This window comes from Desmonostoc vinosum (assembly GCF_059505385.1).
The window spans coordinates 13,432-28,753 of the sequence record NZ_JCACKM010000043.1 but is presented as its reverse complement, the minus strand read 5'-3'; the positions used below and the strand labels follow the sequence as shown (position 1 = coordinate 28,753).

Below are 15,322 nucleotides of genomic sequence, written 5' to 3'. Positions count from 1 at the left end.
TTGCTCAAATATTCTTAATTTTATTGACATGTTATTACTTAAAAACAAACAGTTGATTTGGCTTATCCTCTTCTTACTAGGAATAGCCTATTTTAGTGCCATGTCTCAAATAGAAATCAACTATTTCTTAAAAAGCTTCATAGCGATCATGCCAATGCAACTAGGAGCAATCATTTATATTACCTATCGCCGCTGGAGCCGTCGGTAAAAGAATTAGAGGATATTTGAATTAAAATGCAAAATTGTTAGCATTGTTCAACTCTGTGGCAGACACTTTGTTAAGTTCAACAAATTTTACAGCCCGGCCACTACCAGAAGAACCATCTGTGTCAATCAAGACAATAGTATTGTTTCCCTGAGTTTTAAAGCGCAAATAGCCATCAGCGATCGCATTTGTATAGTTAATATTATCTAAACCCAGACTAGCGAATAATTGTCGCAGTACAATCTTGTCAGTACCTGGGTCAAAGTCAGTAATAGTATCGCCAGCATCTCGAACACGGGTATAAACAAAAGCGTCTTTACCATCCCCACCAGTGAGAGTATCTGCTCCCTGAAAGCCAGTGATTATGTCATCACCCGCAGTACCCTTAATTCTGTTGCGCCCTGCGGTGCCATTAATCACATTAACTACCGCTTCAAACGCACCAACGTCTACTCTGCCCCCAGAAATGCGAGCAAAGCCAGAACCCCGCCCATCAAAAGGAACTCTTTCTCTAATATTGCGATCGCCATCTAGATCTGTAACATCAGCAGGTACATCTGCGTTTCTACCTGCATTAATCGCAACGCTACCAGTCAGCAAAGCATGGGTTTTGACAGTACCACCATTGTCTCGCAACGTGATATCTAGCACTTCGGTTAAGTCCACCTGGAGCTGTTCATCAGCATCAAAGCCTGTAGAACCACTAAGATCGCCGATGAGATTATAGCCATTGCTGATAAAGTTACCCAGCACATCGGGGACACTAACGATAGTTGGGTCGTCGGTATCAAGGACAAAGTTGCCAGCAATAATGCTATTGTTTATTGTTGCAGTGCCAGAGCTAGAGTTGACGCCACCAACGCCTCTAAAACCTCTACTAGAGTTGCGGATAATGGTACTGTTATTGATTGTTAAAGTCCCATCGTTGCTAATGCCGCTCTCTTGATTACCACTGATGGTGCTGTTATTAATTGTCGCAAAATCCTGGTTATCTACAGCCTCGTTTTGATTATTACTAAAAGTGGTATTGCTAACTGTTAGAGTACCAAAATTCTTAATCCCAGAGCCATTATTACTGAAAGTGGTGTTGCTGACTATTAAAGTACCAAAATTCGAGATAGAGGTGTTGAAATTATCACTAAATACACTATCTTTGACTGTTAAAACGCCACTATTTGTAATAATGCTATCTGTTCCAAAGGAACTGTTATTAGAAATAGTGCTGTTGCTAATTGTGAGAATGCCGCTACTAATAATGCCGACTTCAAAGTTGCGATTGGAGTTATTAGAGATGGTGCTGTTGTTGATGTTGACGATACCGCCAGAACTCCTAATGCTAACTGATTCCCCCAATGCGCCAATGTCATCAATAGTACTATTTTCTAGCGTTACAGTTCCATTGATGTTGGTGATCACATTAACAAACTCTGCTGAGTTTCCCTGGATGATAGTGTTGCTGAGCTTTAAAGTCCCAGTATTGTTAACAATGTTATAGAAGGAATTATTCAGGAAATTGTTGTTTTTTAACGTTAGGCTGCCATTGTTATTAATGAATCTAGAGCCACTGCTATCAGTAACATCTAGTCCAACAATTCCCATATTTACACCACTACTAATCTCAAATGTATTTGTATCAAAAAAATCAGTAGCTTTTCTAAAAGTCAAGAAGTCTGCACCTGTGGCATCAATACTCAGATCATCCGTGATGTTCAAACTGCTACTACTAGTGATAGTATCAGCGATGCCATCTGTGAATACACCATTAAAGTTGATGATGTCCTTTCCTGCTATGGCATTAGCATCTAGTATTGCTTGCCGCAAAGAACCAAAACCACTGTCGTTAACGTTAGTGACGCCAAATGTAGCCATGAATTTAACTCCTAATACTGCTAGAAAGTAAAATCAGTCAAATAGTGACGGTGGTTGAAGTAAGCAACACATAGCTTGGTTGAGTTTTTAGCCAAGTGCAATATATTCATGAATGATCAAAACTCAAGCTTCGGGGAATTACATTCTGACCCTACGAAGAATCTCGGAAATATACTGGACAACCAGAATTTTTGTATCACTTATTCCGTATAAATGCTAGCTGATCGTCAAAATTTTACGAATACTTAATTAAAGCTGGTGTTTTATAAAGTTCAGTATTACTGATGTATGTACTGCTACTTTTGGCAACCTGTCTTAGGTATGAATTATATATAGCAGTAGAGATGTACCATGGCGCGTCTCTACCGCGTTTTGTAAATTCTAGAAATTAATAAAGTTAACATAGTTTACATTTGGTCATAGTTCGAGATTTAGCCTACGCTCAAATTAGAGACGCTTTTAGCGGGCGTTGAATTTCCGTAGCAAATCCAAAAACTTGCCATGCAACTTGTCCCGAAAACTAACCTTGCTCCAGAACTTACCCCCATACCAGAAAAAATTATTCTGGATGTTGGGGGTATGAAGTGTGCTGGGTGTGTAAAAGCAGTAGAGCAACAGCTAACTCAACATCCAGGAGTCAAGAGTGCCTGTGTAAACTTGGCGACAGAGGTAGCCGTCGTTGAGTTAGAAGTTGATATCGTCAATCCAGAAGCGTTGGCTCAACGATTAACAGATGTTGGTTTTCCGACTCAGCTTCGCAAAGTTGGCAGCAAAGTAGCAGGTGATACATCTGTTTTGCCAGACCCAGCGGAACGCCAACGTCGAGAAATGCTCTCCTCTTACAGGCAATTGGCGATCGCAGCTGTTCTCTTGATCCTATCTGGTATTGGGCATTTTGGTAATATTGGTAGCGCAGTACTGCCAGCGTTAAATAATATCTGGTTTCACTGTGGGCTAGCAACAGTCGCCCTACTAATTCCCGGTCGTCCAATTTTAGTAGATGGTTGGCTTGGTTGGCGGCGCAATGCACCCAACATGAATACCCTAGTAGGGTTAGGAACAGTCACAGCCTACACAGCAAGCTTAGTGGCGCTACTATTTCCCCAAATGGGCTGGGAGTGCTTTTTTGACGAACCAGTGATGATGCTCAGCTTTATCCTCTTAGGAAGAACATTAGAAAGACAAGCCAGAGGTCGCGCTGCCACTGCATTTAGACAATTATTAGCACTCCAGCCACAAATAGCACGATTGATACCCAACCCAGAGCAAACAGGAATCGGGTCAGATACTGTAGAAATACCTGCCGAACAGGTGCGTGTGGGTGAATGGTTGCAGGTACTGCCAGGAGATAAAATTCCCGTTGATGGAGAGGTTCGTGTGGGACAAACAACGGTGAACGAGTCCATGCTCACCGGAGAAGCAGTACCAACCATCAAGCAACCAGGCGACACAGTTACAGGAGGCACACTCAACCAGTCAGGAGCGATCGCCATCCAAGCAACGCGTACTGGCAGTGATACCACCCTAGCGCAAATTGTTGCCCTAGTTGAAGCCGCCCAAACCCGCAAAGCCCCAGTCCAAAAATTAGCTGACACAGTAGCCGGTTACTTTACCTACGGAGTGTTAACAGCTTCTGTGTTGACATTTATCTTCTGGTACTTTTTCGGTGTCCACATTTGGCCTAACATTACCATGTCTACTGGCATGGAAATGATCAGCCATACTACTCACCACTCCCCATTACCTCTAATCCCCACTCCCCACTCCCCACTCCTAAAGAGCTTAAAACTCGCGATCGCAGTCATGGTGGTAGCTTGTCCCTGCGCTTTAGGACTTGCTACACCAACAGCCATTCTCGTCGGCACTGGCATGGGTGCAGAAAGGGGTTTACTCATCAAAGGTGGCGATGTTCTAGAAAAAGTTCACCAGTTAGACACAGTAGTATTTGACAAAACTGGTACCCTAACAACAGGTCATCCCACAGTTACAGATTGCTTACTGATTGGGGACTGGGAACTGGGGAATAAGAATTCCCAATCCCTAGTTTCTAATCCCCAGTCTTTAATCCAACTAGCAGCAGCAGTAGAAAGCGGCACTTACCATCCCCTAGCAAAAGCAATTCGACAGGAAGCACAACGGCAACAATTACCTATCCCCAATGCCCTAGACTTTCACACAGAACCAGGACTAGGTGTATCTGCTGTATTAGAAGGTATAAATGTATTGCTAGGTAATTCTGATTGGTTGAGTTGGCATGGAATTGCAATTAGTGAAACCGCACAACAACAAGCACAGGGATTAGCAACAGCAGGAAAAACAGTCGTTTATGTAGCAGTGGGTGGAGTTTTAGCCGGTATCATTGCCGTTAGTGATCCTCTCAGACCAGACGCCAAAACCACAGTAGATCAGTTACATCAAATGGGTTTGCGGGTGATACTGCTCAGCGGCGACAGATTAGAAGCAGCCAATGCGATCGCCAAACAACTAGGTTTAGACAGCGCCGATGTCATGGCTGGTATCCCCCCCGCGAAAAAAGCCGCCGCCATCAAATCCCTCCAAACCCACTCCCCATTACCCCTAATCCCCACTCCCTCCGGGAGCGGGGGCCCCGAGTTCCCCACTCCCCATTCAAGAGTTGCCATGGTAGGCGATGGCATCAATGATGCTCCAGCTTTATCTCAAGCAGATGTGGGAATTGCTTTACACTCCGGTACAGATGTCGCCATGGAAACAGCCGAAATCGTCCTCATGCGCGATCGCCTAGCCGATGTGGTCGAATCAATTCACCTCAGTCGAGCCACCTTCAATAAAATCCGTCAGAATTTATTCTGGGCTTTTGCATATAATACAGTTGGTATCCCTCTTGCAGCGGGTACTTTATTGCCAAGTTTGGGTTTTGTTCTTAGCCCATCAGGCGCTGCCGCATTAATGGCTTTTAGCTCTGTGAGCGTTGTCACCAACTCAGTGTTATTACGACGGTTGGCTCATCGAAACACTTAGAATCTCCCTTAGAGATAAATATTCCAAGCGCAAACCTTGGTTATTCTCACCTCAGTTTAAACTGAATTGCTTGTTAGATGTTATACATCGTATTAAGCTTGTTGAAACTTCTCTAGAGCTTCCATGGCCACTGGAGTAGAGTAGTCATGCTCTACTTTTTCAGATGATGTGCAGTTTCAATATTTGTTTGAATCAATACCACAGACTATAGTGCGCGAGAATGGCAGGAAACGATATTAAACAAATCTTGATTAATCAAAGTTCAACCGATTTTAGCAACGATTTGTCAATGGCAGCAGAATCTAGTGAAAGCCATCTACTCATTATTCAAGACGACCAAGGTCGCAAAGAATTTTCTCTCGAACACGCGGTTTATTCTATCGGTAGAGATCGTGAGTGCAACATCCGCTTAATATCGCAGTTTGTCTCGCGCCGCCATGCTACGTTAGTGAGACTGCAACACGAGCATAATAGTCAGAGCTACTATTACCGCATTGTCGATGGCGATGCCAAAGGAAAACCCAGTTCCAACGGTTTAATGATTAATGGGCGTAAGATGCCACACCACAATCTGAAAAATGAAGACGAGATTGTTTTTGGCCCTTCAGTACGTGCTATTTACTACCTGTTAAAAAATAGTCAACGTTCCGGGCAAACGGACGCCAGTGAGTATGACATCACACTCATAAATCCCGGCATGACAGAGGACATGGAGGATATCTAGAGTGGGAAACCCGCCATTGGTGTCAACTTAACGTAGAACCGATGTCCCGCAAGAAACTGAAGTTCCTTGCTGATAGTAAAAGTCATCTAAAGATGACTGAAATATCCCCCAAGATTTTGAGTTTACTTCAGTAGACTTGAGCTATTAGCCAAGAAATTTATTTCTTGGCGGGTGAGGAAGCCAACACCGATGCTATTTCTAGCTTAACTTGACACTAATGGAAACCCGCCCCTCCCAAGACCACACTCGCTCCGCAACACAGTGACTCCACTCCTTTACTCACTGATCGTAACGCACTGCCTCCCCTACTCCCGGTCACTGAGCGAAGTCGAAGTGCTGCCCCCTACCTTAAAAGCGATGGGATATTTTTATTTAGAAGTCCCGTTAACTGAAATTTCTCAACCTGCAAGACTTTCAATCAAATGCCAGTGGCGGCTATGTTCAATTGCTTGCTTGATGAAGTCAAACAATTGTCGGCAGTGATTATCCAATTGCAATGGTAGTTCCTGGTTTTTCGCTACAATACTCATGCGAGTCTCAGTTTCAGTAGCCGTTGATTTATCAATCAGTACTTCTACTGTGACTAACTTATTAAATATAACAGTACCAGGAACCTCACGAGCCATAATGTAATCGGTCGAACAATACTGGATATCCAACCCACAATCTTGCAGCAGTTCTACTAGTAAGGGCTGGAGATGGTCAATAGAAATAGAAACAATAAACGAACACGTATAGCGAGCCATAATAGCCCCAAACCTTGCAACACTCCGTCCATCCTATAATATCGACGCATCTAAACGGTAAGTTCCTCTTTTTAAAAAATATGACACTTGCCTAAGTCCCAAAAATTTTAAAATAAGGATTTGGTGGAGGTAGGAAATGAAAATAGCAATCACTGGAGCAACTGGATTTGTGGGTAGTCGTTTGGTACAGCGGCTTCACGAGGAAGGTCATCAAATACTGGTATTAACTAGAAACACTAGCTTTGCCCAAAAGGTTTTCCCATCTGAAGCTTTTCGTCATTTAGAAATAGTTGCCTATACACCTACTGCATCTGGTTCTTGGCAAAATGCGCTCGCGGGTTGTGATGGCGTAGTGAATCTAGCAGGAGAACCCATTGCTGAAGCTCGTTGGACGCCAGAACGCAAACAGACAATTCTTAATAGTCGAAAATTAGGTACACAAAAAATAGTAGAAGCAATAGCTAATGCTAACCCCAAACCAAGTGTATTAGTTAACGCCTCAGCAATCGGTTACTACGGTACTAGCGAGACTGCAACCTTTGATGAAACCAGCTCTTCTGGCAGTGATTTTCTAGCTCAAGTCTGCCAAGCTTGGGAAGCAGAAGCAAAAAAGGTAACAGAAATTGGTGTGCGATTAGTAATTTTGCGTTTGGGTATTGTTCTAGGTAACGGCGGTGCTTTAGGTAAAATGATTACACCATTCAAACTTTTTGCAGGCGGGCCTATTGGTAGTGGTAAGCAATGGTTCTCATGGATTCATCTAGACGATATAGTTAACCTGATTCTGCAAGCTTTAACAAAACCAGAATGGCAGGGCGTATACAATGCTACTGCTCCTCATCCTGTTCGGATGACAGATTTGTGCAATACTCTTGGGCAAGTACTAAATCGTCCTTCTTGGTTGCCTGTTCCAGCTTTTGCACTGGAAGCCTTACTAGGAGATGGGGCAATAGTAGTTTTAGAAGGTCAACAAGCTATACCCAAGCGCACCGTAGCAACAAACTTTGAGTATCGATATCCCAAGTTGCAATCAGCCTTAACACAAATTCTTCAATAAGGGACTTCCAGATAAAAAATATCCAATATGTAGGGTGTGTCAGTTTGAGAAATCCTGAATTTACCAAGAATTTATTCGGACTGACACACCCTTTCAAATCCACGCCAGTTGTCTCAAGTCGGGAAACCCGCCCACAACATTGGCTCCCCAATTTTATTATGGGGATTTCCTGTTGCCTGTTGCTCGTTCACCGTTCCCTTTTAAAAATGACTAATTAGCCAGAAATTTTCGAGAAACCCAACTAATAATACCGCTGAGAATAGCACCGCCCATGAGGATACCAATCGCTGGGTTAAAAACTGGTTGCCAGAGTCTATGCCACAAATCTAGACCCAAGTTGACACCAGCAGCATTACCAATAACTGCGATCGCAAACCATCCAAAGCCTAATAAAACTAAAAAAACATCCGCAACTAAAATTAGGTTTAGCCAGTTTAATAATTTGTCTTTCATAGAGGGACTAGTGAACTAGGGACTAGGGACTAGGGATTGGAGACTAGGGATTAGGGAATAGAGGGTTGAATAACAAGAATACCGAACTACTTCTAGCCCCTAACTCCTAACCTCTAGCCCCTAATCTTCAAACAACCAACCTTTGACTTTTGCCAAACTTTGCCAGTTTGGTTTTCTGCTTAAACCGTCTGCGATACTATTTTTTATCTCTTCTTGCCATTCTGGATTGACAAAAATTAACTGTTTGACAAAATCGACATGTTGTCGTAAGCCTTTTTGACCTGTTTCCAGCATTGCCACGGCAAGATTAACCCTCGCTTGTGGATCTTGGGGATTTAACTTGACTGCTTTTTGTGCAGCTTTGTAAGCCAAGTTGTGTTGCTCATCGAGTAGATACAACCATGCCAAACAAATCCAGGCTGCACTAGTTTTAGGAGCGCGATCGCATACCTCTTTAAACACAGGGATTAAGGAATCCACTGCTTCTCCAGCTTTATAACGTTCTAAACCTGTATCAAATAAAGATTCAATTGTTTGAGTCATAATGAATTAGTCAATAGTCATTAGTCATTGATCATTAGCCCTTAGTCATGAGACTATTACAAATAACAAAGGACAATTGACAAATGACATTAAACCCCAAATGACTTCCCACAACCACAGGTTTGGTTGGCATTAGGGTTGGTAAATTGGAAGCCACCGCCAATCATGGCATTACTATAATCAAGCATTAAGCCATAGAGATATAATAAACTCTTGCGATCGCAAACAATTTTAAAGCCATCATAATCAAACACTTCATCTTGAGGAGTGATCTTGCTGGCGTCCTCAAAGTCCATCATGTAAGACATTCCAGAGCAGCCACCTTGGCGTACTCCTACCCGTAAACACAAGTCCTTGCCTTGCTTGTCTTGGAGAGACTTCACTTGGTCTAATGCTGCTTCACTCAACTGGATTCCGCGTTGTTGGGATTGAGTTGCTTGTGTCATCTGCTTTTTCAACTCCTGAAATGGTTTAACTAGTAACCGAAACAGGCTTTTTACTGCCTGTGGGTTGCTTTTGGTATTTTTGTATCCATTCTAGCGATATTGATGTCGCTGGATGCCAAATTGTAAACACTCCGTCAAAAGCGACCAAAGATTTTTATTCTAGAATTGAGGGACTTGGTGTGTTTGTAGATTCGGTATTTTTGGAGTTCAAGCCTTGTAGCGGCCTTTCTCAGCAATTACGTTTCAGGTTATAGCCAGAAAATTGGATTCGACGCTAGCCATCCCCAAAAGTTTACTCCTAAATTGCTTCCTTTGATTGATTTACTCTATGACAAGTTTTAATCGCTCTACCAGTCGTCGTTTGAAGAAATTAACTCAAATTCCTTCTGTATGGGAGGGCGATCGCCGTGCGTTGTCATCATCGCCAACCCAGCCAAGAGACTCCGAGAGCGGCGGTGAATGCATTCTTTGGGTGGATGGCTCGCAAGGTATTGTGCGAGGTATGGACGTTGTAGCACCCGACAGTGGGCCAGAAGCAATTGTTCGCACACTGATGCGTGCTATGGAGCATCCTCACAGTCCAGGCAAACCCGCCAGACCACAAAAAATTGTGGTGCGCGATCGCGAAATCCAATTTTATCTACGTGGAGTCTTACAAGATTTGGATATTGCGATCGACTATGCACCAGAATTACCTCTAATTGATGAGCTATTTCGCGGATTTGCCGATCTTCTCGACAGCCAAACCCCCGATTTACCTCCACAATATGCCCAAATTCTCCAAGATAAAGCTTTTGCAGTTTGGCAAGCAGCTCCTTGGGAATTTTTGGAAGAACAGCAAATACTGTCGATAGAAATTAATAAGTGGGATGTTGCGACACTCTACGCCTCAATCATGGGAATGCTGGGGATGGAGTATGGAATCTTGTTATATCGCTCTGAAGATTCGCTCAAGCAGTTTCGCGCCGCAGTTTTAAGGGATGACGAATCAACTCAGCATCTCGAAGAAGCCTTTCTCAAGCAAGATTGCTTGTTTTTGACCTTTGAGCGAGTTGACGACATCGACGAAGATGATGACGAAGCCGACGATTTAGCAGATTTGCCGTTATCAGAAATTGACCCTACCTTCGGCAATATCCATCCCTTGGAAGGACTGCGATCGGTTTTATATGACGAAGAAGCACTCGTAGTATTAGTTGCTCTAGAAAGCTTAAACCGCTTTATTCGCGACCACCGTCGCCAGCTCCATGGAGACGAATTACCTACCCTCAGCCGTCGCTATCGCATTTCTCTACCACACTCAGAAGAACCAACAAAATCAGTTTCTGTCAATGTCTCTACCATGCCAGAGCTAGCAGCAGAATTGGAGGAAATGGCCGGTTTTGGCATTGAGGAGCAGGAAATAGCAGACTCTAGCTATCCAAGATTCCGCTCATTGCGAGATGACTTAATACCAGAAGACTCTTTCCTCAGCTTAGGTGTCGTTTCATGGGAAATGTTGGAATACCTACGCAAGGGAGTTAAATATCATAAAGCTGGTGAAATTAAAGAAGTCGGTGACGGGTTGCCAGTAATTTTAATTCAGACTTCTCGACCCAAAGCCAAGACTGTAATTGAAAATATCGAGGTAGCTGGTGGACTCAAAGCAATTTGCTTTAATCCAGGTGCTGACCCTTTTGATGGTAATCGTTACGACCTGGGTTTACTACAAACTCAAAATGATGAGTTATTTCTATTTGGAGAATTTTTAGATAACGATCCAATTCACGTTGAAGCCCGCAAAAAATGGAATCAGCGGTGTAAAAACACTAAAGGCTATTGTGGCTTAATCATCGCCAAAGGATTGACCGGTGCTTCCCGTGGTAATCCTCAGTTACGAGATATGATGGCTTTGTTTGAAGGGCGATCGCTTTTACCCAAAGATTTAGGTATCGGCACTCTCCAACTCATGCCCCAACTGCAATTTGAATAGTTGTAGTTTGAAAAATTCAACTTTCTTCCCCACCCCTGTACTTCTTACACCCTTTTGAAGTAGGGAACTCTATTCCAATCCCACTATTTGGGCGTCGATTCCTGTTCAGAGTTCCCTTTGAATTAATATTTGAGAAAAAGTAGAATTTGAACAATAGCTACTGCTTTGCAATCCGCATTACTTGGCACTGTTCAAAGCATAGAAATTTGTACTTAGAAACTTACCGATATTAATCCCAACAGGCGATCGCTAATTTAGATGTTGTCTTCATCTAAATTTTATGAACTATCTATGTTCTAAATATTTTCCACTAATTCATTAATGTCTTTTTTAGTATAAATTAACACAGTAACTAATGAGACATTTTACTGAGTTTGATAGGATAAACTTTAATCATCATATTTTAATAATTGTTCATTGATTTCATGGATATTGTAATTCCAGATTTTGTTAAATCTGAAGACTATTAATCAAAAATTTAAGCTAACATCTCTGACTTTGTAATTTTTTTATAAATACATAATCAACCACTATTTAATGTCTAAATAAAGATTACTTAAAGTATATTAATCATAGCTATAATGAACCTAAGACTGATTTTTTGTGTTTCTCAATGTTTTTGAACTAATTACTTAAAAACTATTTAGATGAAATACAAAATTATGAATACATTAAACAATGCAAGGATTAAAAAATCAGATCATTGAACAAGTCAAAGTTATTTAACGGTTAACACACCTGAATACAAAATTAGCGTATAAATATGAAACGAAAATAATAAAACTCATAATAAAAGGTAAAAATATCACAAAAGCCTAAGTAGATTAATTTGCAAATAGTTGCAGAATATTAATTTCACAATCCTTAGTGAATTTTATATTTTCATTTATTTTAGGCAAACAAATGCCATTAAAAACAGTTATTTTAGCAATAAAAAATTAAATATTTACTTGCAAAATAATTAATGACTAGCTTTTTGATTATGGTAATTCGTATATATGGAGGTTAATTGATAGGGAAACGTACAAGCCTCGACTCTATTCCCAACTCATTGGCTTAGGAGTTTTGGTTTATAAACTACCCAAATACCTATACCAATTATTTTGCTACTTTCAATTAATTGCTTTTTATCTACATATATCATTACAATTCGCCTATATTCGGCGGTTGAGAATGGTAGCGTTTTCAAGCTCTACCTCAGAGATCTTAGCAAATGATGTCTTCAAAAATTTTTAGAACCCCTGAGCATAAGAGAGCGTCAAAAGTATTTAGTGAAGCATAATTTTGAAAATCTTAATTGAATCAATAATTATGTATCTCAAATCTACTCAGAAAATTTAATTATCAGGCTTTACTCCTCTTGTTGCTAGAGTTATTATCTTCAAGAGAAAGTTTTTCATGTCAGATTTGCAAACATAAATTATGGTTTTTACATCTTACTAGGAAATCATGAACACTTTGCCAAAACGAACAATTTTCATATTAATGCCATTACTTGTTGTTTGAAACAAACTCTGATATTTCGCCGCTTTCGTATTTAGTTAGATTTTTCAATGTTGTTAACGTATAGCAGATAGCATGATAATGACAAATAAAAAATGGGCCGTAAAACGCATAACTGTGAATCTAGCAGCACAAGAAGCAGAAAAGCTAGAAAAATATTGTCAACAGACAGGTAGACCTGCAACCGATATCATTCGTGAGTTGATTAGAAGTCTGTCTGTCTCCGATGACAGTAAATAAGCGAGTAGAAAGAAAAACAACATGCATTGATAACTGATACTAATTTTGGATTTTGCACAAAGTTGAGTCAGTCGCGTAAGCGGATTTGAGTCGGCATTCATTAAACAGACAGACGCGAGAAATATCGCGTCTAGTCAGTTGTAGGAGGCAAACTCAACGATTACAGGAGTTTAAATAAAAAGGCTACTATGCTTTGATCTGTTGTCAGAGTTAGTACAAGCGGCACATTCCGACACCAAGACAGTTACAATCTGTAAAGAAACTGAAAAGGAACAACGGAATGCGCGTTGCAATCGTAGGTGCGGGACTGGCGGGGCTAGCAACCGCTGTAGACTTAGCTGATGCTGGCTGTGAAGTGCAGATTTTTGAGTCTCGGCCGTTTATTGGTGGCAAAGTTGGTAGCTGGACTGATGGAGATGGCAACCATATTGAAATGGGATTGCACGTCTTTTTTGGCTGTTACTATCAATTGTTTGAGTTGATGAAAAAGGTGGGGGCGGCGGAAAACTTACGCTTGAAAGAACACACTCACACTTTCATTAATAAAGGAGGAAACACTGGCGCTTTGGATTTTCGCTTCATCACGGGTGCGCCTTTTAATGGGTTGAAGGCATTTTTTACGACTTCTCAACTATCATTGCAAGACAAGTTGCAAAATGCGATCGCTTTGGGTACTAGTCCAATAGTTCGCGGTTTGATAGACTTTGAAGGAGCAATGAGAACCATCCGCAACTTAGATAAAATCAGCTTTGCCGACTGGTTTCGCAGTCATGGCGGCAGTGAAGGTAGCATTAAACGCATGTGGAACCCCATCGCCTATGCTTTGGGGTTTATTGATTGCTACAACATTTCTGCTCGTTGCATGTTAACAATATTCCAATTTTTTGCAGCGAAAACCGAAGCTTCTGTATTGCGAATGCTGGAAGGTTCGCCTCATGAATATTTACATAAACCTATCCTAGAATATTTAGAAGTTAGAGGCACTAAAGTTTATACACGTCGGCAAGTGCGAGAAATTCAGTTTGCTGAATTAGGCGAACAGACTAGCGTCACTGGCATAGTAGTTGCCGAAGGCGACACAACAGAAATTGTTACAGCCGATGCTTATGTCTTTGCTTGTGATGTACCAGGAATTCAACGCATATTACCCCAACAGTGGCGTAAGTGGTCAGAATTTGACAACATTTACAAGCTAGATGCAGTACCAGTAGCAACGGTGCAGCTCAGGTTTGATGGTTGGGTGACAGAACTGTACGATGGTGAGCAACGTCAACAACTCAATCAGGCGGTAGGGATAGATAATTTGCTATACACAGCGGATGCTGACTTTTCTTGTTTTGCTGATTTAGCTTTGACCAGCCCTGCCGATTATTATCGTTCAGGACAGGGGTCATTGTTGCAGTTAGTGCTGACACCGGGAGATCCTTTTATTAAACAAAGTAATGAAGCGATCGCTCAACATGTGCTTGAGCAAGTACACGAACTGTTTCCCTCATCGCGAGAGCTAAACATGACTTGGTATAGTGTGGTGAAACTTGCTCAATCTCTCTACCGAGAAGCACCAGGGATGGATGTGTATCGTCCCAACCAAAAGACACCTGTAGATAACTTCTTCTTAGCAGGGAGTTATACGCAGCAAGACTACATCGACAGTATGGAAGGAGCAACAATTTCTGGACGACGCGCTGCAAAAGCGATTTTGGAGAGTGTGAAGAAGTAACTAACCGCCGAGACGTAGAGAACGCGGAGGAAAAAAATGTCAGATTGGTTAGAGCATAGTGTGCAGGTGGAGGTAGAGGCTCCTATAGATTTAGTGTGGAGTTTGTGGTCTGATTTGGAACAAATGCCCCGGTGGATGAAGTGGATTGAGTCGGTAAAGATTTCGCCCGATGATCCGGAGATATCTCTTTGGAAACTTAATACTGGTGGTTTGGAATTTAATTGGAAATCTCGCATTCTCAAAGTTATTCCTAACCAAATTATTCAATGGCAATCGATTGATGGTTTGCCCAATCAAGGGGCAATTCGTTTTTACGATCGCCATGGTAGCAGTATTGTGAAGCTAACTATTTCTTATGCTATTCCTGGTTTTCTGGGCAAGATTATGGATAATTTATTTTTGGGACGAGTAGTGGAATCCACGCTTCAAAGTAATTTAGAAAGATTTAAAGAATATGCTCTTCAAGCTAAATCTCAGTCATGAAAATTATGTAAAATTACTCATTTTTTAACTAGTTCCGTGGGTTTAAGTCCCCCGGTTTTATAAAGAGAAAAGCTGCGATCGCTGTTCTTAAAAAGTTCTATAAATGACAAACTACCAAGTGGGGTCGCTAAACAAATTAATCGTTAATTCTTTACGCCCTGCAGGTATTGCTGTGATGCAAGCGCGGATAATATCGCCATCTTCTAGTTCTACAGAGCAAGCGTGACACGAACCCATAAGACAGCCAGTAGGAATTAACACGCCAGCTCGGTCTGCAACATCCAAGAGGGCTTCTCCTACTTCGGCGTCTACTGTAATATCATCAGGTAAAAAATGGATGCGAATACTCATGAAATACTAG

The 15,322-nt window shown here is 41.6% G+C and carries 14 protein-coding genes; 8 read left to right on the top strand and 6 right to left on the bottom strand.

Features of this window, described 5'->3' with window-relative positions:
* Positions 1-28 precede the first annotated feature (28 nt).
* Entirely contained in the window at positions 29-208 is a 180-nt protein-coding gene (locus AC5JMF_RS07465; RefSeq protein ID WP_495795071.1) for a hypothetical protein, read from the top strand.
* A 21-nt stretch (positions 209-229) separates the two neighbouring features.
* On the opposite strand, the gene AC5JMF_RS07460 is transcribed toward AC5JMF_RS07465, so the two are convergent.
* Positions 230-2,074: a choice-of-anchor Q domain-containing protein gene (locus AC5JMF_RS07460; protein ID WP_495795070.1), complete on the bottom strand. Its 1,845-nt coding sequence runs from the start codon at positions 2,072-2,074 to the stop codon at positions 230-232.
* Positions 2,075-2,575: 501 nt separating this feature from the next.
* On the opposite strand from AC5JMF_RS07460, the gene AC5JMF_RS07455 reads away from it, so the two are divergent.
* Positions 2,576-5,074, top strand: a complete 2,499-nt coding sequence (locus AC5JMF_RS07455; protein ID WP_495795069.1) for a heavy metal translocating P-type ATPase — start codon at positions 2,576-2,578, stop codon at positions 5,072-5,074.
* 220 nt (positions 5,075-5,294) lie between these two features.
* Positions 5,295-5,798, top strand: coding sequence for an FHA domain-containing protein (locus AC5JMF_RS07450; RefSeq protein WP_495795068.1), 504 nt, complete (start codon positions 5,295-5,297; stop codon positions 5,796-5,798).
* 398 nt (positions 5,799-6,196) lie between these two features.
* Here AC5JMF_RS07450 and AC5JMF_RS07445 read toward each other — a convergent pair whose 3' ends face one another.
* Entirely contained in the window at positions 6,197-6,544 is a 348-nt protein-coding gene (locus AC5JMF_RS07445; RefSeq protein ID WP_495795067.1) for a hypothetical protein, read from the bottom strand.
* Between the two features lie 136 nt (positions 6,545-6,680).
* Between AC5JMF_RS07445 and thyD the strand changes: the two genes are divergently transcribed.
* Positions 6,681-7,601: a thylakoid membrane protein ThyD gene (gene thyD / locus AC5JMF_RS07440; RefSeq protein ID WP_495795066.1), complete on the top strand. Its 921-nt coding sequence runs from the start codon at positions 6,681-6,683 to the stop codon at positions 7,599-7,601.
* A 210-nt stretch (positions 7,602-7,811) separates the two neighbouring features.
* On the opposite strand, the gene AC5JMF_RS07435 is transcribed toward thyD, so the two are convergent.
* The 3 genes from AC5JMF_RS07435 to AC5JMF_RS07425 all read right to left on the bottom strand — a co-directional run bounded on the left by AC5JMF_RS07435 (position 7,812) and on the right by AC5JMF_RS07425 (position 9,043).
* Positions 7,812-8,054, bottom strand: coding sequence for a DUF8620 family protein (locus tag AC5JMF_RS07435; protein ID WP_495795065.1), 243 nt, complete (start codon positions 8,052-8,054; stop codon positions 7,812-7,814).
* A 120-nt stretch (positions 8,055-8,174) separates the two neighbouring features.
* Positions 8,175-8,597: a tetratricopeptide repeat protein gene (locus AC5JMF_RS07430; protein WP_495795064.1), complete on the bottom strand. Its 423-nt coding sequence runs from the start codon at positions 8,595-8,597 to the stop codon at positions 8,175-8,177.
* A gap of 89 nt (positions 8,598-8,686) precedes the next feature.
* Positions 8,687-9,043 carry an iron-sulfur cluster assembly accessory protein gene (locus AC5JMF_RS07425; RefSeq protein ID WP_495795063.1) on the bottom strand — a complete coding sequence of 119 codons (357 nt, stop codon included), beginning with the start codon at positions 9,041-9,043 and terminating at the stop codon, positions 8,687-8,689.
* Positions 9,044-9,371: 328 nt separating this feature from the next.
* Between AC5JMF_RS07425 and AC5JMF_RS07420 the strand changes: the two genes are divergently transcribed.
* The 4 genes from AC5JMF_RS07420 (at position 9,372) to AC5JMF_RS07405 (ending at position 14,961) form a co-directional block, all read left to right on the top strand.
* Positions 9,372-11,015, top strand: coding sequence for a DUF6930 domain-containing protein (locus AC5JMF_RS07420; RefSeq protein ID WP_495795062.1), 1,644 nt, complete (start codon positions 9,372-9,374; stop codon positions 11,013-11,015).
* A gap of 1,578 nt (positions 11,016-12,593) precedes the next feature.
* Entirely contained in the window at positions 12,594-12,758 is a 165-nt protein-coding gene (locus tag AC5JMF_RS07415; protein ID WP_495795061.1) for a ribbon-helix-helix protein, CopG family, read from the top strand.
* A 280-nt stretch (positions 12,759-13,038) separates the two neighbouring features.
* Positions 13,039-14,478 (top strand): 9,9'-di-cis-zeta-carotene desaturase, encoded by a 1,440-nt coding sequence (gene zds, locus AC5JMF_RS07410; protein ID WP_495795060.1) that lies wholly within the window; start codon positions 13,039-13,041, stop codon positions 14,476-14,478.
* Between the two features lie 36 nt (positions 14,479-14,514).
* Positions 14,515-14,961 (top strand): SRPBCC family protein, encoded by a 447-nt coding sequence (locus AC5JMF_RS07405; RefSeq protein ID WP_495795059.1) that lies wholly within the window; start codon positions 14,515-14,517, stop codon positions 14,959-14,961.
* Positions 14,962-15,072: 111 nt separating this feature from the next.
* Here AC5JMF_RS07405 and AC5JMF_RS07400 read toward each other — a convergent pair whose 3' ends face one another.
* Positions 15,073-15,312 carry a 2Fe-2S iron-sulfur cluster-binding protein gene (locus AC5JMF_RS07400; RefSeq protein WP_495795058.1) on the bottom strand — a complete coding sequence of 80 codons (240 nt, stop codon included), beginning with the start codon at positions 15,310-15,312 and terminating at the stop codon, positions 15,073-15,075.
* Positions 15,313-15,322 lie beyond the last annotated feature (10 nt).

Excerpts from the sequence above, each read along its gene's own strand:
- AC5JMF_RS07405 (WP_495795059.1), top strand. The coding sequence starts at position 14,515 with ATGTCAGATTGGTTAGAGCATAGTGTGCAGGTGGAGGTAGAGGCTCCT.
- zds (WP_495795060.1), top strand. The coding sequence starts at position 13,039 with ATGCGCGTTGCAATCGTAGGTGCGGGACTGGCGGGGCTAGCAACCGCT.
- AC5JMF_RS07465 (WP_495795071.1), top strand. The coding sequence starts at position 29 with ATGTTATTACTTAAAAACAAACAGTTGATTTGGCTTATCCTCTTCTTA.
- AC5JMF_RS07435 (WP_495795065.1), bottom strand. The coding sequence starts at position 8,054 with ATGAAAGACAAATTATTAAACTGGCTAAACCTAATTTTAGTTGCGGAT.
- AC5JMF_RS07455 (WP_495795069.1), top strand. The coding sequence starts at position 2,576 with ATGCAACTTGTCCCGAAAACTAACCTTGCTCCAGAACTTACCCCCATA.
- thyD (WP_495795066.1), top strand. The coding sequence starts at position 6,681 with ATGAAAATAGCAATCACTGGAGCAACTGGATTTGTGGGTAGTCGTTTG.
- AC5JMF_RS07420 (WP_495795062.1), top strand. The coding sequence starts at position 9,372 with ATGACAAGTTTTAATCGCTCTACCAGTCGTCGTTTGAAGAAATTAACT.
- AC5JMF_RS07445 (WP_495795067.1), bottom strand. The coding sequence starts at position 6,544 with ATGGCTCGCTATACGTGTTCGTTTATTGTTTCTATTTCTATTGACCAT.
- AC5JMF_RS07450 (WP_495795068.1), top strand. The coding sequence starts at position 5,295 with ATGGCAGGAAACGATATTAAACAAATCTTGATTAATCAAAGTTCAACC.
- AC5JMF_RS07415 (WP_495795061.1), top strand. The coding sequence starts at position 12,594 with ATGATAATGACAAATAAAAAATGGGCCGTAAAACGCATAACTGTGAAT.
- AC5JMF_RS07430 (WP_495795064.1), bottom strand. The coding sequence starts at position 8,597 with ATGACTCAAACAATTGAATCTTTATTTGATACAGGTTTAGAACGTTAT.
- AC5JMF_RS07400 (WP_495795058.1), bottom strand. The coding sequence starts at position 15,312 with ATGAGTATTCGCATCCATTTTTTACCTGATGATATTACAGTAGACGCC.
- AC5JMF_RS07460 (WP_495795070.1), bottom strand. The coding sequence starts at position 2,074 with ATGGCTACATTTGGCGTCACTAACGTTAACGACAGTGGTTTTGGTTCT.
- AC5JMF_RS07425 (WP_495795063.1), bottom strand. The coding sequence starts at position 9,043 with ATGACACAAGCAACTCAATCCCAACAACGCGGAATCCAGTTGAGTGAA.